We start from the raw sequence: 22,744 nt of genomic DNA, 5'->3' as shown, positions 1-22,744 counted from the left end.
ATTTTATAGACACTTGCACTTATTCTTATTATACAAATCGGAATTAAAAAGGAAGCGTCTATATGTCTACATTATTAATTATACTTAACTTAATCATCTTCATTGCGATTCTTGCAGGCTTATGGATGATGACGAAAAAGCACGTCAAGTTCCCTACACGTGTCTTCACGGCACTCGGTCTAGGGATTGTACTCGGTGTGATCGTGCAACTCATCTATGGTTCTGACAGCAAGATTACAACCCAAACAACTGAATGGATTGGCATCATTGGTAATGGTTATATTTCCTTATTACAAATGATTGTTATCCCACTTGTTTTCGTATCTATCATTGCCGCGTTCACTAAGATCGACCTTGGTGAAAAGTTCGCGAAAATGGGTTCTTATATTTTTATGTTCTTAATCGGTACCGTAGCAATTGCCGCAATTGTCGGTATCGCCTATGCGATGTTATTCGGCCTTGATGCCTCAAGTATCGACTTAGGTCAGGCTGAAAATGCACGTAGTTCTGAAATCACACAAACAGCGAAAGATTTAACAGCAACAACATTACCAGCACAAATCTTAGAACTACTCCCTGCAAATCCGTTCTTGGACTTCACAGGTGCACGTGCAACATCAACAATTGCAGTCGTTATCTTCGCTGCATTTATCGGTTTTGCATACTTACGTGTCGCACGTAAACAACCTGAAAATGGTCATGTTTTAAAACGTGCAATCGATGCGGTATACGCACTTGTTATGGCTATCGTTACGTTCGTATTACGCTTAACGCCTTATGGTATCTTAGCCATCATGTTGAATACAATGGCGACAAGTGACTTCGCAGCGATTTGGACACTTGGCAAATTTGTCATCGCATCATACGCCGCACTTATCACAATGTACATCATTCACATGATTATTTTAGCGGTACTTGGTGTGAACCCAATTCAATATATGAAAAAAACAGCAGAAGTTATGGTATTTGCCTTCACATCACGTTCAAGTGCGGGTACGTTACCACTTAATATTCAAGCACAAACAAACCGCTTAGGCGTGCCACAAGCCATCGCGAACTTCTCAGGCTCATTCGGTCTGTCTATCGGTCAAAATGGTTGTGCGGGTATCTATCCAGCAATGCTTGCGATTATGGTCGCACCCGTTGCAGGTGTTGAAGTCGACTTACAATTCATCGCAACACTTGTTCTCGTTGTCATCATTAGTTCATTTGGTGTCGCAGGTGTTGGTGGCGGTGCAACATTCGCATCAATCCTTGTCCTTTCAGCATTAAACTTACCAGTCGGACTTGCCGGTGTGCTTATCTCAGTTGAACCGCTTATCGATATGGGACGTACTGCCTTGAACGTTAACGACTCAATGTTAGCAGGCACAGGTACAGCAAAACTTACAAAACAATTAGACGAAAAAGTCTTTAACGACAATCACTATGACGAATTGTCAACAAGTCGTTAATCATTAATAAAGCCGCCTATGTGGATAGTATGATTGCTATCCACATAGGCGGCCTTTCTTTTATTTTTTATTAAATCCGGCGTTTTTGAGCCAATGATCCATCTCTAAGCGCTGTTTGCTACTCATAAAGTTTCCTACTTGTTCAGACCATGTTTCCGTGCGTTGCCCCTGTGTTCTCTCTTTATAATAATCAGATACCGTTTGGTCATAATCTGCTAACTGTTGACGCTGTACATCACGGTCTTTGTTATACGTGTCTACATGGAAAACGTGCTCTAACGGTAAGCGTGGTTTTGGTGAACCATTCTCATCATCTGCAGGCACACCCAACGCCATACCAAAGAGTGGGAACGTATACTCAGGTAAGTCTAAAATCTCTCGCACACGTGCCACATCGTTACGCAACGAACCTAAATAGACAATACCGTAGCCCATATCTTCAGCAGTAAGCGCAATGTTCTGAGCCATTAATGACGCATCCACCGTTCCTACAAGTAAACCTTCCGCTGATTCAAAGCTCGTTGACATATCACGTGATTGTTGTTCATTCACGATACTGTGACGATTGTAATCAATCACGAATACAAACAAATAACCGTTATCTACGACGTACGGTTGTCCTGATACTTCTTTAAGTGCCAGTTTCTTCTCTTCATCTTCTACGCCAATCACTGACGTCGTTTGTAAGTAGCTCGATGTCGACGCCATTTGACCTGCTTCGATCAATTTTTCAACCGTCTCACGTGTTAACGGTTCTGGTTTGAATTTTCTAACCGAATGATGCTTTTTTGCTAAGTTATAAACGTAATCTGACATGCTTGACACTCCTCTATGCTTTTTTCTCATATTAGCAAATCATCTAATGAAACGCATATACCTTGCTTACTTGCATCTTTCCAAACAAACCTTTATCATAAAAATATAAATTTTCTGACAAAGGAGTGTCTTTATGTCACAAAAAGCACAACAATTAGCAGATCAAGTATTCCAAGCTTACGATACACAACAACCCATCCCTTTCCTAAATCCTGAAGCTGATGTGGATGAAGTCTTAGGCTACCAAACACAAGATGCCTTAATCGATAAATTAAAAGCACACAATCACACTGAAGTCGCAGGTTATAAAGTAAGTATGACGAGCGCTGAAACACAAGCCTATGCCAACACGCACGAACCTGCTTATGGTACATTGCTCAAAACCGTACTAAAAGAAGACAGTGCAACAGTTCAATTAGATAAGCTATTCGCGCCATTAATCGAGCCCGAATTAGTCTTCGTTATAACAGAAGATTTGCCAGCTGAGCCAAGTATTGATGATGTATTGAACAACTCACAACTCGCACCTGCCATCGAAGTACCAGATGCACGTTACGAAGACTGGTTCCCTAACTTTACATTAGGTGACCTACTGGCAGATAACACCGCAACAGGTCTTGTCGTTGTCGGCGAATCTGTGGCCCAACTTGATTATGAAACGCTTGGTAACGTCACAATGTCATTGAAGTATAATGGAGAAAAAATTAAAACAGGCGTCGCATCAGAAGTATTAGGTAATCCTGTTAAAGCTGTTCAATGGTTAAGCCAAAAATTAGCAAGCCATGGTAAAGCGCTCAAAAAAGGTGATGTCATCTCATCGGGTACATTCATCCCACCTATTAAAGCAGAACAAGGTACGTATACCGTTGATTACCAAGGTGTCGGCAGTGTGACTGTGACATTTGAATAATACATTTTAAGGCTTTTCGAGTACGTACTTGGAGAGCCTTTTAACACTGTTCATTTTCAATAAAGGTGTCTTTAATTGAGAATTCATGACAATCAATGCTATGATGAATGTAGAGATGGCATGCGTACACTGCATTGCTGCGCATCATTCCAGCGACGCAACATCGCACGATAAAAGCCACATATAAATTATTTCAGTTTATTAATTGACGTTTTTATCGTTCCATGCCATAATAATACTCGAGATTAGAATTATTATTAAAAAGGAATTATAACAAAGAAGACTTTGTGGTAGTTCTAATCTAATAATAATAAGCACATATATTAGGAGGCCAATTAACATGTCATTAATCGGTAAACAAATTGAAGATTTCACAGCACAAGCATATAACGCACAAAAAGATGAGTTCGTTGAAGTAACTCAAGAAGACTTAAAAGGCAGCTGGAGCGTTGTTGTATTCTACCCAGCAGACTTCTCATTCGTATGCCCAACTGAATTACAAGACGTTCAAAGCCAATACGAAAAATTACAAGAACTTGGTACAAACGTATTCTCAGTATCAACTGACACACACTTCGTACACAAAGCTTGGCACGATCACTCAGATGCGATCAGCACTTTAAAATACACAATGATCGGTGACCCATCACAAACAATCACGCGTCAATTCGACGTATTAGACGAAGCATCAGGTCTTGCACAACGTGGTACATTCATCGTTGACCCTGACGGTGTTGTTCAAGCAGCTGAAATCAATGCTGACGGTATCGGCCGTGACGCAAGCACATTAGTACACAAAATCAAAGCAGCACAATATGTACGTCAAAACCCAGGTGAAGTTTGCCCAGCGAAATGGGAAGAAGGTAGCGAAACTTTAACACCAGGTTTAGACTTAGTAGGTAAAATTTAAGGAGGCTTTACTGAATGCTTAATCAAGAGTTAAAGAATCAACTTGCACAACTTCTTGATTTGATGGAAGGTGACGTTGTCTTCAAACTAAGCACTGGATCAGGCGAAACATCTCAAAAGATGGAAGATCTTGTGAATGAAGTTGCAGAAATGTCATCACGCATTACAGTGGAAAAAGCAGACTTAAAACGTTCACCTAGCTTTAGCGTGAATAGACCCGGAGAGGACACTGGCATTACTTTTGCCGGTGTTCCTCTTGGTCATGAGTTTAATTCTTTCGTTCTTGCCCTTCTACAAGTAAGTGGTCGTGCTCCGAAAGAAGAACAATCTGTAATCGATCAAATCAAAGCGATTGATAAACCATTAAACTTTGAAACATACATCAGCTTAACATGTCAAAAATGCCCTGACGTCGTTCAAGCATTAAACCTTATGAGTGTATTAAACCCGAATATCACACATACAATGATTGACGGCGCTGCATTCAAAGAAGAAGCTGAAGATATTATGGCCGTTCCATCTATCTTCTTAAACGGCGAACAATTCGGTAGCGGCCGTATGACAGTGACAGATATTTTAAGCGCATTAGGTCAAGGTCCAGATGCTTCTGAATTCGAAGGCAAAGATACATTTGATGTACTTGTTGTCGGCGGCGGCCCAGCAAGTGCAAGTTCAGCAATTTATGCTGCACGTAAAGGATTACGCACAGGTATCGTTGCAGATCGTATCGGTGGTCAAGTGAATGATACACAAGATATCGAAAACTTGATTAGCGTGAAGAAAACAACAGGTACAGCACTTGCAGGTAACCTTGAAGAACATATTAACGAATACAATATCGATGTGATGAAAGGTGTTCGTGCAGAATCTGTCAACAAAACAGATGACGGTATCGACATCACATTGAATAATGGTGCGACACTTCGTACAAAAACGTTAATCGTATCAACAGGTGCACGTTGGAGACAACTTGGTGTACCAGGTGAGCAAGAGCTTGCGAATAAAGGGGTTGCTTACTGCCCTCACTGTGACGGTCCATTGTTCGAGAACAAGAACGTAGCCGTTGTCGGTGGCGGTAACTCTGGTGTTGAAGCTGCGATTGACCTTGCTGGTATTTGTAAAAACGTTACATTACTTGAATTTGGTGCTGAAATGCGTGCGGACAAAGTCCTACAAGAACGCTTAAATTCATTATCAAACACAACAGTGATTACAAATGCTGCAACAAAAGAAATCACAGGTGACGAGCGTGTAACAGGTCTTACTTATGAAGATATGCAATCTAACGAACAAAAACACATTGAATTAGACGGTGTGTTCGTTCAAATCGGTCTGTCACCAAACACTGAATGGTTAGGCGATACAGTCAACCGCAACAGAATGGGCGAAATTGAAGTTGACCGTCTTGGTGCAACAAATGTCCCAGGTATCTTTGCTGCTGGTGACTGTACAGACCAACGCTATAAACAAATTATTATTTCAATGGGATCAGGTGCAACAGCTGCATTATCAGCGTTTGACTACCTTATCCGTAACTAATAAAAAAGAAGTCCGCATCGTCGTGTGTGGACTTCTTTTTGTATGTTATTCAATTTAGACAAATGACACGAGCCAATGCCATATTCTCGTAATTAATGAAACAAGTTCATCCCACAGCGATTGTAACCAATTGCGCGTTTCAGGATTGTCTAGCTCTTTTAAAGCGTCTAGTTTGTCCCCTGCTTGTTTCTGGATACTATCTCTCAATTCATTCGCTTGCTTTTTAAAAGCTTCTGGATCTTGCGTCAAAACATCTGATTGCGCAACATTCATCATGATATTCTGAATCACCGCAATCTCATTGTTACTTAACACTTGATTCAAATTACGCTCATTTAACGTTTGATTGACAATATTATTGATTGTTAATTCATTGATTTGTTGATTAGACGCTGTCGCTTCCGCAATTTGAGACTTCATGTCGGCAATCGCTTCATTCAATGCTTCATCCGAATAGCCTTCCGTGTTCGCATGATTTTCACTAATGCGTGCTAAGTCATTCATCTCACTATGTGCATTTTGAATATCTTCACGGTTTAACGTATTTCCTTGTGCTTCATACGCTTTGTAAATACCTGTCAATGCACCTTCACCCGTTACTGGATCCACTGACGCGATACGTATCGTCGCATCTTGAATACCAGACGTAATCGCTGCGTTCATATATTGTTCTTTCGTAATACGTGTAATATTCTCTGGTGTTTCAATCTCAACGTCTACACCGTGTGTAAAACGTTTTGGCTTGATAAGTGCACTTGAGTGAATATAATCATACTCTGTGCCAGTATATCGAATCACATCTGTATTTGTGACTTGGTATGTTGTGACGTTGTTGCCAACACCCAACGTATCTTTTGTTTCTGCCAATTGGTCGTTATTTAAATCAGCACCTTGTAAAAATATCTCTTCTTTAGGTTTGTATTCATTCGCAGCGGACACATTCTGTGCGACACCTGTCAATAATAGAGAGGCTACCATACCACTTACGATTATCTTTTTATACATATACTCACTTCCTTATCCACACTTTTCCTTATTTTACCACGAGTCACACCCTAGCGTATCAAACCATAGACCCATCGTAAATATTCCGAAAAAATAATCTACCAAAAAAGTCAGATACGTGCTATAATTCTGTTAATTCTTATCAATTTACTATGTTTTAGGAGGGGTATGATGAAATATCTTAAGTTCAGTATTATTTTGATGATTGCGGTGTTGCTCGTAGCATGCGGCAAAGATGACTCTGCAAGCCAAGAGAATGCAAAAAAAATAACAGTCGGTTTCGGTCCTGGTACATACGAAGAAATCTTCCGCGGTGGTATACTGCCTATCTTGGAGAAAAAGGGGTATGATGTGGAAATTAAATCTTTTTCGCAAACAGATCAAATCAATCCTGCGATGAAAGATGGCGACATTCAAGCTTCCGTCTTCCAAAGTACAGCATATATGAATAGTATCAATGATAAAATCGATGCCAAAATGATTAAAAACAATGATGTTCCAACCGCACCTCAATCGGTATGGTCTAAGAAACACAAATCATTAGATGAAGTTCAAGATGGACAAACGATTGCTGTACCGAATGACCCAGTCAATCAAGAACGTGCATTAAGAATTTTAGAAGGTCTTGGATGGATTAAGCTGGATAACAAAACAACTGGTGTAAACTTTAAACTATCTAGCGTACACCCTGACAAATACGATTTAAAATTTAGTGAAGTTGCATCACCACAAGTACTGCGTTCATTAGAAGACGTTGACTACGGTATCGTGAACGGTAACTATATTGCGGATAGCGGCCAAAAGATTAGCGATGGGCTTGTTGTGGAAAAAACACCAGACGAGCACAAAGTCATGTTAAGTATCAATGCGTCAGACAAAGATAAAGAATGGGCGAAAGCGTTACGTGACGCATATAAGGATCCTGAATTTATTAAATGGTTCCGTGAACATGATGAATACAGTGGTTATATCGAGCCAACAGATTGGTAAGGTATTATGAGAAAAGTGTCTAGCATGAGCTTCATTGAGCCCCACTTGTTGAACACTTATAATCATATTAAGATAAGTAGTGAAAGTATCTACAATGATAGGTAGCTTCACTACTTTTTTATATACTTTGAAAATTAAAGGAGCGATGTGATTGGCAATGGGTAGGGTAATACTTATTTGGTTAGTACTATTAATATTTAATATCGTCAATTCAATATCACTTGTATTGGGTAAGGGCACATTAATAAACATATCTCCCTGGTTAACAGGGTCTTTATTTTTAGTAGTTTCTTTATTTATCATAGGTTTACTCATATTCCGAAAACATACACAACAGAACTTTACAGCACATGATTTAACCGATAACACGGATATAAATTTAGAGGCGAATGAATTTTTCTTTCAATTGCCATTATATATAGTCGATAAGCAAGTCATTCCTATATATGGGGGTGAAGATATAACTTATTCACCATATTACTTTAACCGTATTCATCAAATTTTTAGTCTATTGGGTTTTTATTCTATGTATAGCACACACTTACAATCTAATACGAATAGCGTGAAAATAATTGCTCAAAGTCCTTTCACTCTCAGATATAAATATAACGTGTATTTAAACGATGATTTCATTGGAACGTACGAGATGCATAAACTTTTAAAAGAAAAAGGAATCAAACAGCAACTCCCCTATGTCTTTTATACTAAAGACCATACGTATTCACTTAAAAACGATTATATGCGTTCAAAAACAACAATCTTAAATGATAATGGAGATATTGTACTTCAAGCAAATAAGCGCTTTTGGGATTTAGCTAAGGACAAACACACTAAAAAACGTGGAGAAAAACATACTATTACAATAAACAATACTGATGATTGCCCAGAACTATTTTTAGCACTTTACATTCAAGCAATCATTAATAGACAAACTCAAGAATCTGCGTAGGAAAGAGTCATGTATAAAAGGCTTTATTTTGTTTATGAACGTCCCAAAAACAAGACCTGTGTCTCCTTTTCGAAACACAGGTCTTGTTGTTTTATTGCGTTTTTACTTCATTTTCTGCATGCCCATAATCAATTTCATAGACTAAATCTTGAATCATATCGTAGTCTAATTGGTTTGGCTGGCCGCCTGTAATTAAATAGTCGCCAACGAAGATTGAATTAGCTACCATCAATGCTGTCGCTTGTAGTGAACGCAAATTGACTTCACGTCCACCTGCGATACGAATTTCTTTTGACGGGTTAATCAAGCGGAATAACGCCAAAATACGCAAGCAACGCATCGGTGTCAATTGATTCATGTCGCCAAACTTTGTACCTTTAATCGGATGTAAAAAGTTGACTGGAATACTATCCGCATCAATGTCTTTCAATGCAAATGCCATATCGACAATATCTTGATCCGTTTCCCCCATACCACATATAACACCCGAACATGGCGAAATATGATGTGCTTTCATCGTTTCAATGGTTTCTAAACGATCTTGGTATGTATGTGTCGTGACCACTTCGTCATGATAGTTTTCACTTGTATTTAAATTGTGATTATATCGGTCAACACCTGCCGCTTTCAGTTTAGTCGCTTGCTCGTCATTCGCTAAACCGAGACACGCACATATTTTCAACTGTGGATGTTCGGCTTTAATGCGTTCGACTGATGCCGTGATATGATCCACTTCCTTATCACTCGGTCCACGACCACTCATCACAATACAATACGTACCAATCTCGTTCTCTGCAGCTACTTTTGCACCTTCTGTAATTTGATTTTCTGGTATTAAAGCATAACGTTGTTTTTCTTTCATCTCTCTTGACTGTCCACAATAGCCACAATCTTCGGGACAAATACCGCTCTTCGCATTCAAAATCATATTTAATTTTACTTTATGACCATAATAATATTTGCGTAATTGATATGCCTCATGTACTAATGTCATCGTATCTAATGATGCATCTGTAAATAATGTATATGCTTCTTCAGGCGTCAGAAACGCCCCATTTAAAATGCGTGTTGCAATTTCCAAAGCAATCCCCTCCTACTCTACAAGCAGTATAGCATAATTGTAATGTTATTTTAATTATAGTTTACATTAAGGTAAGAGAATTTCCATCGTCGTATTCAATCGTCTAATAAGTATTAGATTTTAATAGTAATCGTCATTTATTTTCTGAAAATACATAATATTGTGTTGACGAATGTGGAAAAGTGACCTACAATAACAAACATTACTAATTAAGTCGGAATTCAAGGAGGCAGTTATGATTACGTTTCAAAATGTCAGCAAAACTTTTAATAAAAAGAATACAACCGTTCACGCATTGAATGACGTTAGCTTTACTGTGAATCAAGGCGATATTTTCGGTGTGATCGGGTATAGCGGTGCTGGCAAGAGTACATTAGTGCGACTCGTTAACCAGCTTGAAAAACAAACTTCTGGTGACGTATATGTGGATAATCATCACTTGAATACATATACACAGGCAGACTTACGCAAAGTAAAACAAGATATTGGTATGATTTTCCAACACTTCAATCTACTCAATGCTAAGACCGTTTATAAAAACGTCGCCATGCCACTCATATTGCGAAAGGTGAACCCCTCAGAAATTGAAAAACGTGTCAACGAAATGCTCGCTTTTGTAGGCCTTGATGGTAAGGCGCAACAATATCCGAATGAACTATCAGGTGGTCAAAAGCAACGTGTCGCAATTGCACGCGCACTAGTCACAAACCCTAAAATTTTATTGTGTGATGAAGCAACGAGCGCACTTGACCCTGCAACGACAGATGCCATCTTAGACTTGTTGAAGAAAACGAACGAAACATTCGGTGTAACCATTCTAGTGATTACGCATGAAATGAGCGTTATTCAAAAAATTTGTAACCGCGTCGCTGTCATGGAGCAAGGTTCAGTGATTGAATTAGATTCTGTGAAGAACGTGTTCAGTCATCCGAAAACACCGACAGCAAAACGTTTTGTCTCAACGGTTATTAATACCGAACCGTCACAACATGTCGTTCAACAGCTTTCACACGAAGACAACGCACAAATCTATCAACTCTTTATCGAGAGTAATCAAATATCACACGCCATTGTGCATGATTTAATCGCGCAATTCCAAGTCAAGGTCAATATTGTTCATGCTTTTATGGCGGAAATACAAGACGATACGGTCGGCTATCTTTGGTTGCAAGTCATTGGCGATGACGCACAACAACAAGCCGTTCAAAATCACTTAACAACACAACATATTCACTTCGAGGAGGTGTCAGAAGATGCTCGGTTCATCCATTGATTCAGCACAACTATTAGAAGCACTTTATCAAACACTTTACATGGTGTCAGTAGCACTCGTCATCGGTTCACTCATCGGGATTCCACTCGGCATTTTACTTGTGGTTACCCGCACGAATGGCATATGGCCGAATGCGATCATCCACCATGTGTTAAACCCAATTATTAATATTTTACGTTCTGTACCGTTTATTATTTTACTAATTGCGATTGTACCGTTCACGAAACTTTTAGTCGGTACGTCAATCGGAACAACGGCTGCGATTGTGCCATTGACAGTCTATGTTGCACCGTATATCGCACGTCTGATTGAGAACTCGCTCTTAGAAGTAGACGATGGCATTATTGAGGCGGCAAATGCGATGGGTGCGTCGCCAGTACAAATTATTCGTTATTTCTTGTTACCAGAGGCACTCGGTTCACTCATCCTGTCTATCACAACTGCAATTATCGGCTTGATTGGTGCAACTGCAATGGCTGGTGCTGTTGGTGGCGGTGGAATTGGTGATATGGCGCTTGTATATGGCTATCAACGCTTTGACACACTCGTCATCTTAATCACAGTCATCGTACTCGTCATTATCGTGCAACTCATCCAATCACTCGGTAATGTACTCGCTAGAAAAGTAAGACGCAACTAAACTTAGGAGGTTTCCAAATATGAAAAAGTTAATCACTGTATTATTCGCTGCACTATTTTTACTTGCAGCATGCGGACAAAACGCGGACACGAAAAAAGTAACAATCGGTATCGCTTCAAATGATTCAAAAGCGTGGGAAAAAGTTAAAGAATTGGCGAAGAAAGAAGACATCGACTTAGAAATCAAACAATTCTCTGACTACAACGTTCCTAACAAAGCATTAAGTGATGGCGACATCGACATGAACGCCTTCCAACACTTTGCCTTTTTAGATACATTTAAGAAGGAAAATAAAGGCACTGATATTACACCGATTCGTACATCTGTATTAGCGCCATTAGGTATTTACTCTGAGAAAGTGAAAGACGTAAAAGATGTCAAAGACGGTGCTAAAGTAGCCATTCCAAACGACATCTCAAACCAAGCACGCGCCTTGAAGTTACTTGAAAAAGCAGGCCTTCTTGAACTTAACGATGACTTTGGTCTTTCTAGCTCTATTAAAGACATTAAAAACAATCCGAAAAACTTAGACATCACAGCTGTAGATGCACAACAAACAGCACGCGCACTCTCAGACGTTGATATTGCGATTATCAATAACGGTGTTGCAACAAAAGCAGGCTTAGATGCTAAGAAAGATCCGATTTTCCTTGAAGACTCTGAAGGCGATACAACAAAACCATTTATCAATATCATCGCAGTTAACACAAAAGATAAAGATAACAAAACATACCAACGTATCGCAGAATTGTACCACTCTGAAGAAGCAAAAGATGCTTTGAAAGAAGATACGAAAGATGGCGAAATCGTTATCGACTTAAAACCATCAGAAATTAAAGAAATTGAAGATAGCTTGAAATAAGCATACTAAAAGCGGTAGTGCCCTACTCAATGATTTGAGTACTGGCTGCTACCGCCTTTTTTAATGACATTTATTTATCTTGTGCTAACTTGTCTGTTGAACGCTTTTGCAATACGATCGCTAATGCACCGACAATAACGAGCAATGCTGCGATACCCATTGCACCTAAATATTTTGTAATATAGCCGACGATAATACCTACCGCTAAGAAGTCGGTATCTGAGAATGTTGTTGCGGCTGACCCTAATTCTCCCATAAACGGAATGAATAATAACGGTAAGAACGTAATTAATAAACCGTTGAGCGCAGAACCTGCAACCGCCCCTTTAATACCACCGCGTGCGTTACCAAATACACCAGCTGTCGCACCTAGGAAGAAGTGTGGGACAACACCTGGCAAGATAACGACACCACCGAGCATGAACATAATAAACATCCCAGCAACGCCTGTAACAAAGCTGACGAAGAAACCAATTAGTACCGCATTTTGTGCATAAGGGAAGACAATCGGGCAGTCTAATGCTGGCTTTGTATTTGGAACCAGTTTTTCAGAAATCCCTTTGAATGCTGGCACGATTTCTGCCAATATCAAACGAACACCGGTTAAGATAATGAATACCCCTGCCGCAAAGGTCACACCTTGAATGACTGAAAAGACGATAAAGTTTGTACCTTCACTCAACTCAGTATGTACATAATGTGGACCTGCAAACAATGCCGCAATAATATATAACACAATCATTGTTAACGAAATACTAATCGTACTCTCACGTAAGAAACTTAAACCTTTAGGGAACTTAATATCTTCTGTTGATTTTGATTTACCTGCGAAAAGTTTTCCTACTTCACCGGCAGCCCAGTAACTTAGCGTACCAAAATGACCAATCGCAACTTGATCTGACCCTGTAATCTTTCTCATTGTAGATTGACCAAGCGCTGGCAAGACAGCCATAATTAACCCTAGAATTAATGAACCTAAGACGACCGTCAGTGTACCTGTGATATTACCAACTGTTAGTAAAATAGCTAAGAACGCCGCCATATAGAACGTATGATGCCCTGTTAAGAAAATATATTTAAGATTTGAGAACCGTGCGATTAAAATATTTACGAGCATCCCAAACATCATAATGAGTGCTGCCGTTGTACCGTATTCTTTCAATGCAATAGAGATGATGGCTTCGTTATTCGGCACAACCCCTTGTACACCAAATGCCTCTTGGAACATTTTACCGAATGGCTCGAGCGAACTCGTTACGACACCTGCGCCCGCGCTTAATACTAGGAACCCTAAAATTGTTTTAATAGTGCCTGATGTAATATCAGCCGCAGATTTTTTCTGAACAACTAAGCCAATCAGTGCGATTAACGCAACGAGAATTGCTGGCTGACTAAAAATATCGACGAAAAATCCTAATACTGCATTCATAGCGTCAACTCCCTTGAGATTATAATTGATTCATTGCTTTAAGCTGTGCTTCTAACTTCTCTTGTAGCTCTGCTTTATCTAAAATATTATCTAATACGATGACGTCACCGAGACGTTGCGCATTTTCTTCTAAGTCACGTCCGCAAATGAATAAATCTGCCATTTCTGGACTTGCTGTCATAATGTCACTATGTGCGACCTCAATATCTGCAGGTGCTTGTAATTGTTTTAAAGCCTCCTGTACGTTCATCTCAACCATAAAGCTACTTCCTAATCCATGTCCGCATACAACTAAAATTTTCATATTAATCTCGCTCCTCTAATAATGTTTTAATTTCTTCCTTACTGTTCGCAGCCATGAGTGCTTCAACGACCTTTGTATCGCTCAATCGCATGGCTAAGTTTCTTAATATTTCTAAATGCGCCGCTTCATCAACCGCACTTAACACAAAGATCAATGTCGCATAACGACCTGTTTCTGAAAAATTAATATGTTCATCTAACTTCAACAAACTCAATCCGACCTGATGAACATCTTCACTCGGTCTCGCGTGCGCAATCGCAATCTCTGGCGCAATGACGATATATGGCCCCATCTCATACACACTGTTAATCATTGCGTCAATATACGTTTGCTCAAAGTAGCCCGCTTCAAGCAACGGCTGTGCAGCAAGACGAATGGCCGCTTCCCAATCGGTCACACGTTCTTGTAGTTGGATGTGTGACGCTTGAATCAATTCTGACATTTATGCATCTTCCTCCTGACTTTGACTGATATCGTGAATACTTTGGATAATGGCTGTTCGATTTCCTGCCATCATCTGCTGTCTATCTGTTTCATTCATAATGAGCTGGCTTAATTGTCCGAGCGCATTCAGATGCACGTGTGGATTGCTCGTCGCTAATACAATCACGACTTTTACAGGATCGAATCGCTCATGATTGAATACAACGCCGTCTTCATAATGAACGAGTGCCATGCTGACCGGTACATGAACGTGTTCAAAATGTGCGTGCACCAATGCGATATGTGGGCTGATGACCATATAAGGCCCAAATCGATCCAATTGCGTGAGAATATCTTCTGCATATTGCGCATCAACATGTCCCGATGCCACTAATAACCCAACACTTTGCTGAATGGCAGCCGTTCGATCTTCCGCAAATTGTCCTGTGAGAATATGCTGTTCTGGCAAAACGTCTTTCAGCGTAGGTCCTGCCAATTGATAGTGTGCGACTGTCGTTTCCCGATGTGCATTAATCATCTGATTGATTTGGGCACGATCGGCTTTATTTAAAAATGGCGTTACCGTAATTACTGGCACTGAAAACTGATCAACAGGCACCGTCGAAATAATGTAATCAATACTTTGCGACTGCAGAAACGGTTCTGAAATATCATAAATTGAAAAGGCATCTAATATTTCTAATTCTGGATAGATATTCTGAATACGACTTTTCAATAATTGTGACGTTCCAACACCCGAGCCACACAGCAGAATGACTTTAATACGCGTTGCTTTGGATACATTGACACGCTCCATAGACGATGCAAAGTGAAGTGCTAAATAGGCAACTTCATCATCGTTAAACACGACTTGATACGTCTCTTCAAAAAGTTTCACTTGTTGCTGAATGACTGTAATCAAGTCACGATAATCGCGCATAATTTCTGCTTTTAACGGGTTCGTATGCATCATGCCAAAACGCATTCGATGTATCGCTGGTTGTAAGTGGGTCAACAAGCTCGTTCTCAACTTGTGGTCTCGGTCAAATGGCACACCTATCTGCGCACTCACTTGCTGGATAAATGTTTGAATCACGTGACCTAGCGTATCGTCGTCTGTTTCCACATGAAATGTCGTCCCTTTCGCACCAAGCAAATGTAAAGTAATAAACGCCGCTTCTGTCTTTGGAAATGCCACGTCGAACAATGTCTCTAACTGCTCAGTCATATCCAGTGCTAACTGAAACGCTTCTGTATTTTGCAAGCGTTGGTACTCTGCATCTGGTATTTCGAAATGAAACTGCTCACGTGCACGATGAATGGCGATCACAATATGAAAAATCAAACCATCGATAGCCTCTTGTACCAGTTGTACTTGTTGACGTCGTAACGCCGAGACCACAATTTGTCGAATGCGTTCCAACTCATCTTGTGAAAAATGTGCGATGCCTAGTTGCGGTGCTGCATGCTGAAAATAAGTGTGTATCGCATTCGCATAGGCTTCTCTCAAAGCTTTCTCGCTTCCTTCAATCACAAAACCTTTGTTGCGCACATATTCTAGGCGTAATTCATACTGCGTCAATTCACTTTGAACATTTTTCAAATCATCTACAACTGTGCGACGCGAGACATGTAACATATCCGCAAGCATATTAGAGCTCACCGGCTGTGTCGCTTCAAATAATTTCAACAGAATATAATCTCTACGTTCTTCTTTTGAATAATGCACAGTCATCGCATTGTAATCTGCTTTTTGTGCCGTCGACTGGTCATGAATCATAATACCGAGACTTTTATTGCGTACAACTTCTAACTGATATTGCGTTTGATACGTCTCAATATACGTCAAATCATATTGAATGGTCCGTTCAGATACGTGGAACTGATTCGCAAGTTCTGCAATAGTAACAAATGTGCGACGCGAAGCAAGGTACGCGACAATTTGTCTTTGACGATCACTCAACACATGCATAACCTCCTTATAAACATTGTAAGCGTTTGCCATTATGTATGGATGTGCAATCTATTTCGTCTGACAATCCGAAACATTTCACATCTATCAGCTTCATATTATGTATTAATAAAAATATTGTATAAGTTTTATAATCACTTTATTAAAATGGATAATATATAAATCTGCAAATGATACAAAAATTGTTTACAATAGTAATGAGGGGTGACTTATGAAAAACTTATATACGATTGAACTTAACCATCCTAATGATGACCAATTTAAATTAAATGACGGATTAAAAATTGTTTTAGTATTAAAGGGAACCATGCGTGTATTAACTCATCAAGATACCCATTCCTATGAAGCAGGCGAATTATTTTTAATTAATCATCGAGAGACCTATCGTTTTATAGCAAATGACGATACACTTTACATCGCAATTCAATTGAAAATGTATTATTTACAAAATTATATGTACGATGCTGCACACAAATACTTCGTTCTCGAAAAAGAAACTTTGCAAGAAGTCATCTACAAACAAATGGTGAATGCTATTGCTAATATTGGCATCGTTCATATTCGACAAGGTGCATTCCACCGCTTATACATCGAACAAAAACTTATGGATTTAATGTTTATTTTAGTTCGCTACTTATCCACTAAACGTCCACTTCATAATCAGAAAAACTTACCAGATCAACGCTTAGAAGCGGTATGTCGCTATATTGAAACGCATTATGCTGAACCCATTACATTAAGTGATGTTGCAGAAATGGTTAACTTGAGCCCTTCTTATTTGTCAAAACTATTTACAAAACAAATGGGGACGGGATTCAACCACTACATGAATCATATTCGCTTGGAACATTGTAAAGCCGATCTCATTAACACGACGGATTCCGTTACACATATCGCCTACAAACATGGTTTCACAAGCTCTAATATGCTTTTGAAGTATTTTAAAGAAGATACACAACTGACACCAACAGAATACCGTAATCATTATCAACACAACACGATACATAAGTCGGTAACAGCAACCGACAAAACACCGCAACAGACGTACCTATATTATTTATCATTATTTATTAATGCCAACATAGACACTGTCATGCAATCACCGGATATACAAAAAGTTATTGATGTCACTTTTGCTGAGCACACACAACAGTTATCGCATTTTGACCATGTCATTCAAATTGGCAATTTAGAGACATTACTCGTTCAGAGATTTAGAAAGCAACTTGTAGAGGTTAAGCACGTCCTTGGCTTAGACCATATACTCACAAAAGATCCTATACAAACACGCCGTCTTATTAGTGAAACAATCAAAAGTGATGAAACGATTCCTCATGTACACCCTTATATGAAGATCGATGAATGTCTCAACTTTTTATTAGCACATGACATTGGTCTGGGAATGGAAGTTCACCCACCACAATCACATGCAAACTTCCAACAATATTGCAGAGATTTATCGCGTTTATTAGAACATATGTATAATATCGTGCCAAATAGCAAACAGCTTAAGTTAGTTGTTTATTTGGATTGTCTCGATAGTGCACGATTCAACAAAATCATCACGTTGTTCAAATATTACTTCACTGATACTACTGTCGTAATGAACGTTAATATCAATCATCCTGAAGAAACCCATCTTGCAAAATCTTTGCTACACAACAACAGACAGCAAATTGATGCCATCGCTTTTGATGCAAACCAAAACGATATTGTTGACTTAGCTAGTATCGAGCAAAATCAATATAACCAAGCTAAAAAACACATTACATTACAACTCGAGAAACTTATTGCCCGGTTAGCATTAAAGCATCATGTACCTCTCCCATTCATTTTATTAAATTGGAATACACTGACTGGAGATACAAACTTAACAAACGGTGAATATTTTAGAGCGGGCATTATTTTTGAACAATTAATCGAAATGAATCAACGTGTGAAGACCATTGGTTACTGGTTGAACTATGAAATCCACCAGCAACACAATCATGCGGATACCGCTGCACAGCTTGATGGTATTGATTTATATCATCAATTTGACGGCAAACGTCCTGCATTCTTTGCCAGTATGTTTTTCAGTAGATTATTTAATCGCATACTGTATCGTAACGATAATTGTATCGTTCTTGGGACACCACATCATTTTCAAATTGTGATTTGGGACGCTGAGCACTATAACCCATACTTTACATTAGACGCGCACTTGAGCATCCATAGTCACAAAGAGTACCAACTCGATATCGACGGTGTGGTACCAGGAAAATATAAAATTAAACACCTTATACTAGATAAGAATCATGGTGCACTTTATAAAGTTTGGCAGCAATATAATACACAGCATGGTATGGATGAAGAAACAATCGCATATGTTAATCGAATCTCTTATCCGAAGTTAGAAATTAGCGAAGTCGAAGTGCTACAAAAACTAACGTATCATCTAAAATTGCTCACGAATGCTGTTCATATTATCGAATTTAAGAAGTATATTAACCCCGATGACTAACAGAGCTTAACTTCTCAGCTTAATAGAAAAACAATATGGGGGCATGACAAAAATGAATATCACTATTTTGTCCTCCCCCATCTTCTATGTACTTAAGTAATAAATAAAATATCAAAATAATAAAAACAACATATTGAAAAAACCCCCACAACGTTAAAGTAAGTATTGTAAAGAACAAATCGACGCTCATACTTAAACAACACTTAGGAGGAAGAAAACATGGTTCAACAACAAAACGCTCAGACGTATCGTGGGGATAATAAGCTCATACTAGGAATCGTACTTGGGGTTATTACATTTTGGCTATTTGCACAATCACTACTTAATGTCGTACCTACACTGCAAAATACGTTCAACAGTAATATTGGAACAATTAGCACAGCCGTTAGTATCACGGCACTCTTTTCTGGAATGTTCATCGTAGGCGCAGGTAGTTTTGCAGATCGGATTGGTCGTGTGAAAACAACTTATATCGGGCTCTGGCTTAGTATTATTGGGTCACTATTGATCATTTCTAGTAGCATACCTGCATTACTAATTTTAGGTCGTGTGATTCAGGGGTTATCTGCGGCAGCAATCATGCCATCAACACTCGCAATTATGAAAACATATTATGAAGGCAAAGAACGTCAACGTGCCTTAAGTTACTGGTCTATCGGTTCATGGGGTGGCTCTGGATTAGCTTCATTATTCGGTGGTGTCGTTGCAACAAGTTTTGGCTGGCGCTGGATTTTTATTATTTCTATTATCATTGCCATTCTTTCAATGTTATTGATTAAAGGAACACCAGAAACAAAATCTGTAAGCAATGTTAAATTAAAATTTGACGTCCCTGGACTTGTACTACTTGTCATAATGATGTTAAGTATTAATATTATCATCACACAAAGTGGTGCTTATGGATTGATGTCACCATTCATTTTAGGATTAATTGTTGTTTTTATCATTACAACAGCACTATTTATCAAAGTTGAGAAAAAACATGTTAACCCGTTAATAGACTTTAAACTCTTCCAATCGAAAGCATACACTGGTGCAACATTATCTAACTTCTTATTAAATGGTGTTGCAGGTGTGCTACTTGTCGCAAATACATTCGTTCAACAAGGATTAGGTTTTAATGAATCTCAAACTGGATGGCTCTCTATCACATACTTGTTTGCTGTCTTAATGATGATTCGTGTCGGCGAGAAAATTTTACAAAAAGTCGGTGCTAAAAAACCGATGTTACTTGGTACTTTTATCAATATGTGTGGGATTATCTTAATTTCATTCACATTCCTGCCAAGTACACTTTATGTTATCGTATGTATTATTGGATACTTATTATACGGTCTGGGTCTTGGCTTTTATGCAACACCTTCAACAGACATGGCTATCTCAAACTCACCGGAAGATAAAGTTGGAGCAGCCTCTGGTGTTTATAAGATGGCATCATCACTCGGTGGTGCATTCGGTATCGCCTTATCAGGTGCGTTATATGGGGTTGTTGCCAATGCCACGAACGTTCAAGTAGGTGCAATGGCTGGTCTTGGACTTAACATTTTCATGGCCTTGTTATCATTGATTATTATTATGATTACTGTACCATCATTCAAAAAAGCAGCATAAAGGGAGGATTTTACATTGTTACAAACACTTATTAACACATTAAAAGACAAAGAATCTCGTATGATTAACATCCGTCGTCATTTGCATCAATATCCAGAATTATCATTCCATGAAAAGGAAACACCGAAGTACATCGCGAACTTTTATCGCGATAAAGACTGTACGGTAGAAACTGATGTCGGTCCTAATGGCTTGAAAGTAACGATTGATAGTGGCAAACCGGGTAAAACAATTGCCATTCGTGCAGACTTTGACGCCTTGCCAATTCAAGAAGATACGGGCTTACCTTTCGCATCGGTCAATGAAGGTGTTATGCACGCGTGTGGTCACGATGCGCACACTGCTTATATGCTCATCTTGGCGGAAACTTTGATTGAGATGAAAGACAAGTTCAATGGTAAAGTCGTTGTCATTCATCAGCCAGCCGAAGAAGTTCCACCTGGTGGCGCACAAGCGATGATTAAGGATGGTGTCTTAGATGGCGTGGATCATGTCTTAGGTGTCCACGTGATGAGCCATATGCCCGTTGGCAACATTTACTATCGTGAAGGCAACGTACAAACAGGTCGAGACTTCTTCAACTTGAAAATTCAAGGTAAAGGTGGGCACGGTTCATCTCCACATACCGCTAACGATAGTATTGTCGCAGGGTCTTACTTTGTCACAGCACTTCAGACCGTTGTGTCAAGACGCTTGAATCCATTTGAAACAGGTGTTGTCACAATTGGTTCCTTTGATGGTAAAGGGCAATTCAACATCATTCAAGACAGTGTTGAAATTGCGGGAGATGTGCGTGCGTTAACAGATGAGACGAAGCAGACCATCAAAAAGGAAATTACACGTCTCTCAGATGGACTTGAAGCGATGTACGGCGTGACTTGTGAACTGGACTATCACGATGACTATCCAGCACTTTACAACGATCCAGCGTTCACAGAGTTTGTCGTATCATCCATTAAAGACACTGAAACAGATGCAATTCAAAGTGTCGAACGTTGCGAACCACAACCACCATCAGAAGACTTTGCTTACTATGCGAAAGAAATACCAAGTACTTTTATTTATGCAGGTGCTGCGCCTGAGGAAGGTGACATCTACCCACATCACCATCCAAAATTTGATATTAGTGAAAAATCATTACGTGTTGCAGCTGAAGCAGTCGGTATTACTGTACTTAGCTATTTGCAATAAACTTTAGTCATATCTTGGGACTGAGCGAGTCAATCATTTACCCACAAAATTGCTGCTCTACTCCCAATTAGCGCCCGGCATCCTTTTCGTTCTATATATCATAAACATTCCCTATTTCGTTTATAATTTTTGGAAGTGCTTTATTTTTTTAACTAATATCTATAATGAAGCCCTGATTAAATGTTTTTTACATCTAATCAGGGCTTTTTACAAACTATGAGGCTGGGAACTAATTATGTCCCAGCCCCTTTGCTTTTTCTTTTTATGATTATCATTTTCTAAATCTTGGAATGCTTGTTTAACTGTACGGTAATCACAATTATATCTTCGTGCTAGGGATGCATAACTTGGTTTTGTTTCATCTTTCATAAATTCTTTAACTCCTTTACGTATATCTTTTCTCATATTTACCTCCTTAAACTATGAGAAAAGGATACTAAAAAATGTAGGAAAACCAACAATTTTAAATTGCCGTTTTCCTACATTTTAACTTTGCCCTTAACAGCTTAACTATTTCTGAAACTTTAACATAATCTTATTTCAACAAAGATATAAAGATAACAAAGGGTTTTCTTTATATCTTTGTTTATTTGTTAGACACTCTGACGTTTGGTGTGGGAGAGGTTGAATAGCTAACTAATGGCATCAATTCTCCTAGTAGATTTAAATATTAAAAAGGTATGGTCGTTATTCATAACTAAAGAAATTAAAAGTATTTACTTAGAGGTAATGTAACGAAGGTTTCCATTAATGCTCCAATTAATAATAATATGACTACCAGACCTATAGTTTTACAGAAAAAAGGGTAATCATTTTTTATACTAATGCTCTGATTAAATATATATTGAAAAATGTACAACCTGTCTCTTATACACATCTGACG

20 protein-coding genes are annotated in these 22,744 nt (G+C 38.9%); 12 read left to right on the top strand and 8 right to left on the bottom strand.

Features of this window, described 5'->3' with window-relative positions; translation table 11 throughout:
- The first annotated feature begins 62 nt into the window (after window positions 1-62).
- The gene (locus tag CD122_RS00105) at window positions 63-1,454 is read left to right on the top strand and encodes an L-cystine transporter (protein WP_103356994.1); all 1,392 of its coding nucleotides are present in this window, start codon (window positions 63-65) and stop codon (window positions 1,452-1,454) included.
- A gap of 60 nt (window positions 1,455-1,514) precedes the next feature.
- Here CD122_RS00105 and nfsA read toward each other — a convergent pair whose 3' ends face one another.
- A complete protein-coding gene (nfsA, locus tag CD122_RS00100) occupies window positions 1,515-2,270 on the bottom strand; it encodes an oxygen-insensitive NADPH nitroreductase (RefSeq protein WP_103356993.1) in 756 nt (251 codons plus the stop codon).
- A 133-nt stretch (window positions 2,271-2,403) separates the two neighbouring features.
- Between nfsA and CD122_RS00095 the strand changes: the two genes are divergently transcribed.
- The 3 genes from CD122_RS00095 to ahpF all read left to right on the top strand — a co-directional run bounded on the left by CD122_RS00095 (window position 2,404) and on the right by ahpF (window position 5,628).
- A complete protein-coding gene (locus CD122_RS00095) occupies window positions 2,404-3,180 on the top strand; it encodes a 2-keto-4-pentenoate hydratase (protein WP_103356992.1) in 777 nt (258 codons plus the stop codon).
- 340 nt (window positions 3,181-3,520) lie between these two features.
- Complete coding sequence (gene ahpC, locus CD122_RS00090; protein WP_103356991.1) at window positions 3,521-4,090, top strand: alkyl hydroperoxide reductase subunit C; 570 nt, start codon at window positions 3,521-3,523, stop codon at window positions 4,088-4,090.
- 14 nt (window positions 4,091-4,104) lie between these two features.
- A complete protein-coding gene (gene ahpF / locus CD122_RS00085) occupies window positions 4,105-5,628 on the top strand; it encodes an alkyl hydroperoxide reductase subunit F (RefSeq protein ID WP_103356990.1) in 1,524 nt (507 codons plus the stop codon).
- A 54-nt stretch (window positions 5,629-5,682) separates the two neighbouring features.
- On the opposite strand, the gene CD122_RS00080 is transcribed toward ahpF, so the two are convergent.
- On the bottom strand, window positions 5,683-6,633 hold the full coding sequence (locus tag CD122_RS00080) for a DUF1002 domain-containing protein (protein ID WP_103356989.1): 951 nt from the start codon (window positions 6,631-6,633) through the stop codon (window positions 5,683-5,685).
- Between the two features lie 171 nt (window positions 6,634-6,804).
- On the opposite strand from CD122_RS00080, the gene CD122_RS00075 reads away from it, so the two are divergent.
- Both CD122_RS00075 and CD122_RS00070 read left to right on the top strand, forming a co-directional pair.
- Complete coding sequence (locus CD122_RS00075) at window positions 6,805-7,623, top strand: MetQ/NlpA family ABC transporter substrate-binding protein (protein ID WP_103356988.1); 819 nt, start codon at window positions 6,805-6,807, stop codon at window positions 7,621-7,623.
- A 151-nt stretch (window positions 7,624-7,774) separates the two neighbouring features.
- The gene (locus CD122_RS00070; RefSeq protein ID WP_103356987.1) at window positions 7,775-8,572 is read left to right on the top strand and encodes a hypothetical protein; all 798 of its coding nucleotides are present in this window, start codon (window positions 7,775-7,777) and stop codon (window positions 8,570-8,572) included.
- 91 nt (window positions 8,573-8,663) lie between these two features.
- On the opposite strand, the gene bioB is transcribed toward CD122_RS00070, so the two are convergent.
- The gene (bioB, locus tag CD122_RS00065; protein WP_103356986.1) at window positions 8,664-9,653 is read right to left on the bottom strand and encodes a biotin synthase BioB; all 990 of its coding nucleotides are present in this window, start codon (window positions 9,651-9,653) and stop codon (window positions 8,664-8,666) included.
- Window positions 9,654-9,888: 235 nt separating this feature from the next.
- Between bioB and CD122_RS00060 the strand changes: the two genes are divergently transcribed.
- Genes CD122_RS00060 through gmpC form a run of 3 tightly spaced genes read left to right on the top strand, consistent with a single transcriptional unit; the run spans window position 9,889 to window position 12,428 of the window.
- The gene (locus tag CD122_RS00060; protein ID WP_103356985.1) at window positions 9,889-10,926 is read left to right on the top strand and encodes a methionine ABC transporter ATP-binding protein; all 1,038 of its coding nucleotides are present in this window, start codon (window positions 9,889-9,891) and stop codon (window positions 10,924-10,926) included.
- Window positions 10,907-11,566: a methionine ABC transporter permease gene (locus CD122_RS00055; RefSeq protein WP_103356984.1), complete on the top strand. Its 660-nt coding sequence runs from the start codon at window positions 10,907-10,909 to the stop codon at window positions 11,564-11,566. Before CD122_RS00060 ends, CD122_RS00055 begins: the two co-directional genes overlap by 20 nt.
- Window positions 11,567-11,585: 19 nt before the next feature.
- Complete coding sequence (gene gmpC / locus CD122_RS00050) at window positions 11,586-12,428, top strand: dipeptide ABC transporter glycylmethionine-binding lipoprotein (protein ID WP_103356983.1); 843 nt, start codon at window positions 11,586-11,588, stop codon at window positions 12,426-12,428.
- A 70-nt stretch (window positions 12,429-12,498) separates the two neighbouring features.
- Here gmpC and CD122_RS00045 read toward each other — a convergent pair whose 3' ends face one another.
- From CD122_RS00045 to CD122_RS00030, 4 genes are read right to left on the bottom strand one after another with little or no spacing between them, the layout of a single operon-like run.
- Window positions 12,499-13,857 (bottom strand): PTS ascorbate transporter subunit IIC, encoded by a 1,359-nt coding sequence (locus CD122_RS00045; RefSeq protein WP_103356982.1) that lies wholly within the window; start codon window positions 13,855-13,857, stop codon window positions 12,499-12,501.
- A gap of 19 nt (window positions 13,858-13,876) precedes the next feature.
- Window positions 13,877-14,161 carry a PTS sugar transporter subunit IIB gene (locus tag CD122_RS00040; protein ID WP_103356981.1) on the bottom strand — a complete coding sequence of 95 codons (285 nt, stop codon included), beginning with the start codon at window positions 14,159-14,161 and terminating at the stop codon, window positions 13,877-13,879.
- 1 nt (window position 14,162) lies between these two features.
- Window positions 14,163-14,603, bottom strand: coding sequence for a PTS sugar transporter subunit IIA (locus CD122_RS00035; protein ID WP_103356980.1), 441 nt, complete (start codon window positions 14,601-14,603; stop codon window positions 14,163-14,165).
- The gene (locus CD122_RS00030) at window positions 14,604-16,556 is read right to left on the bottom strand and encodes a BglG family transcription antiterminator (RefSeq protein WP_240624090.1); all 1,953 of its coding nucleotides are present in this window, start codon (window positions 16,554-16,556) and stop codon (window positions 14,604-14,606) included.
- Window positions 16,557-16,767: 211 nt separating this feature from the next.
- Between CD122_RS00030 and aryK the strand changes: the two genes are divergently transcribed.
- The 3 genes from aryK to CD122_RS00015 all read left to right on the top strand — a co-directional run bounded on the left by aryK (window position 16,768) and on the right by CD122_RS00015 (window position 21,861).
- Complete coding sequence (aryK, locus tag CD122_RS00025; RefSeq protein ID WP_103356978.1) at window positions 16,768-19,059, top strand: transcriptional regulator AryK; 2,292 nt, start codon at window positions 16,768-16,770, stop codon at window positions 19,057-19,059.
- A 219-nt stretch (window positions 19,060-19,278) separates the two neighbouring features.
- Window positions 19,279-20,670 carry an MFS transporter gene (locus CD122_RS00020; protein WP_103356977.1) on the top strand — a complete coding sequence of 464 codons (1,392 nt, stop codon included), beginning with the start codon at window positions 19,279-19,281 and terminating at the stop codon, window positions 20,668-20,670.
- Window positions 20,671-20,685: 15 nt separating this feature from the next.
- Complete coding sequence (locus tag CD122_RS00015; protein ID WP_103356976.1) at window positions 20,686-21,861, top strand: M20 family metallopeptidase; 1,176 nt, start codon at window positions 20,686-20,688, stop codon at window positions 21,859-21,861.
- Window positions 21,862-22,068: 207 nt separating this feature from the next.
- Here CD122_RS00015 and CD122_RS00010 read toward each other — a convergent pair whose 3' ends face one another.
- Window positions 22,069-22,266 carry a hypothetical protein gene (locus CD122_RS00010; RefSeq protein WP_103356975.1) on the bottom strand — a complete coding sequence of 66 codons (198 nt, stop codon included), beginning with the start codon at window positions 22,264-22,266 and terminating at the stop codon, window positions 22,069-22,071.
- Window positions 22,267-22,744: the final 478 nt, after the last annotated feature.

This window comes from Staphylococcus rostri (genome assembly GCF_002902145.1).
GTDB lineage: Bacteria > Bacillota > Bacilli > Staphylococcales > Staphylococcaceae > Staphylococcus > Staphylococcus rostri.
The sequence above is the reverse complement of the archived record's forward strand: the minus strand, read 5'-3'. Positions and strand labels throughout refer to the sequence as shown.

What these genes read in the sequence shown, in the direction of transcription:
- CD122_RS00105 (WP_103356994.1), top strand. Translation starts at nt 63, where the DNA reads ATGTCTACATTATTAATTATACTTAACTTAATCATCTTCATTGCGATT.
- nfsA (WP_103356993.1), bottom strand. Translation starts at nt 2,270, where the DNA reads ATGTCAGATTACGTTTATAACTTAGCAAAAAAGCATCATTCGGTTAGA.
- CD122_RS00095 (WP_103356992.1), top strand. Translation starts at nt 2,404, where the DNA reads ATGTCACAAAAAGCACAACAATTAGCAGATCAAGTATTCCAAGCTTAC.
- ahpC (WP_103356991.1), top strand. Translation starts at nt 3,521, where the DNA reads ATGTCATTAATCGGTAAACAAATTGAAGATTTCACAGCACAAGCATAT.
- ahpF (WP_103356990.1), top strand. Translation starts at nt 4,105, where the DNA reads ATGCTTAATCAAGAGTTAAAGAATCAACTTGCACAACTTCTTGATTTG.
- CD122_RS00080 (WP_103356989.1), bottom strand. Translation starts at nt 6,633, where the DNA reads ATGTATAAAAAGATAATCGTAAGTGGTATGGTAGCCTCTCTATTATTG.
- CD122_RS00075 (WP_103356988.1), top strand. Translation starts at nt 6,805, where the DNA reads ATGAAATATCTTAAGTTCAGTATTATTTTGATGATTGCGGTGTTGCTC.
- CD122_RS00060 (WP_103356985.1), top strand. Translation starts at nt 9,889, where the DNA reads ATGATTACGTTTCAAAATGTCAGCAAAACTTTTAATAAAAAGAATACA.
- CD122_RS00055 (WP_103356984.1), top strand. Translation starts at nt 10,907, where the DNA reads ATGCTCGGTTCATCCATTGATTCAGCACAACTATTAGAAGCACTTTAT.
- gmpC (WP_103356983.1), top strand. Translation starts at nt 11,586, where the DNA reads ATGAAAAAGTTAATCACTGTATTATTCGCTGCACTATTTTTACTTGCA.
- CD122_RS00045 (WP_103356982.1), bottom strand. Translation starts at nt 13,857, where the DNA reads ATGAATGCAGTATTAGGATTTTTCGTCGATATTTTTAGTCAGCCAGCA.
- CD122_RS00040 (WP_103356981.1), bottom strand. Translation starts at nt 14,161, where the DNA reads ATGAAAATTTTAGTTGTATGCGGACATGGATTAGGAAGTAGCTTTATG.
- CD122_RS00035 (WP_103356980.1), bottom strand. Translation starts at nt 14,603, where the DNA reads ATGTCAGAATTGATTCAAGCGTCACACATCCAACTACAAGAACGTGTG.
- CD122_RS00030 (WP_240624090.1), bottom strand. Translation starts at nt 16,556, where the DNA reads ATGCATGTGTTGAGTGATCGTCAAAGACAAATTGTCGCGTACCTTGCT.
- aryK (WP_103356978.1), top strand. Translation starts at nt 16,768, where the DNA reads ATGAAAAACTTATATACGATTGAACTTAACCATCCTAATGATGACCAA.
- CD122_RS00020 (WP_103356977.1), top strand. Translation starts at nt 19,279, where the DNA reads ATGGTTCAACAACAAAACGCTCAGACGTATCGTGGGGATAATAAGCTC.
- CD122_RS00010 (WP_103356975.1), bottom strand. Translation starts at nt 22,266, where the DNA reads ATGAGAAAAGATATACGTAAAGGAGTTAAAGAATTTATGAAAGATGAA.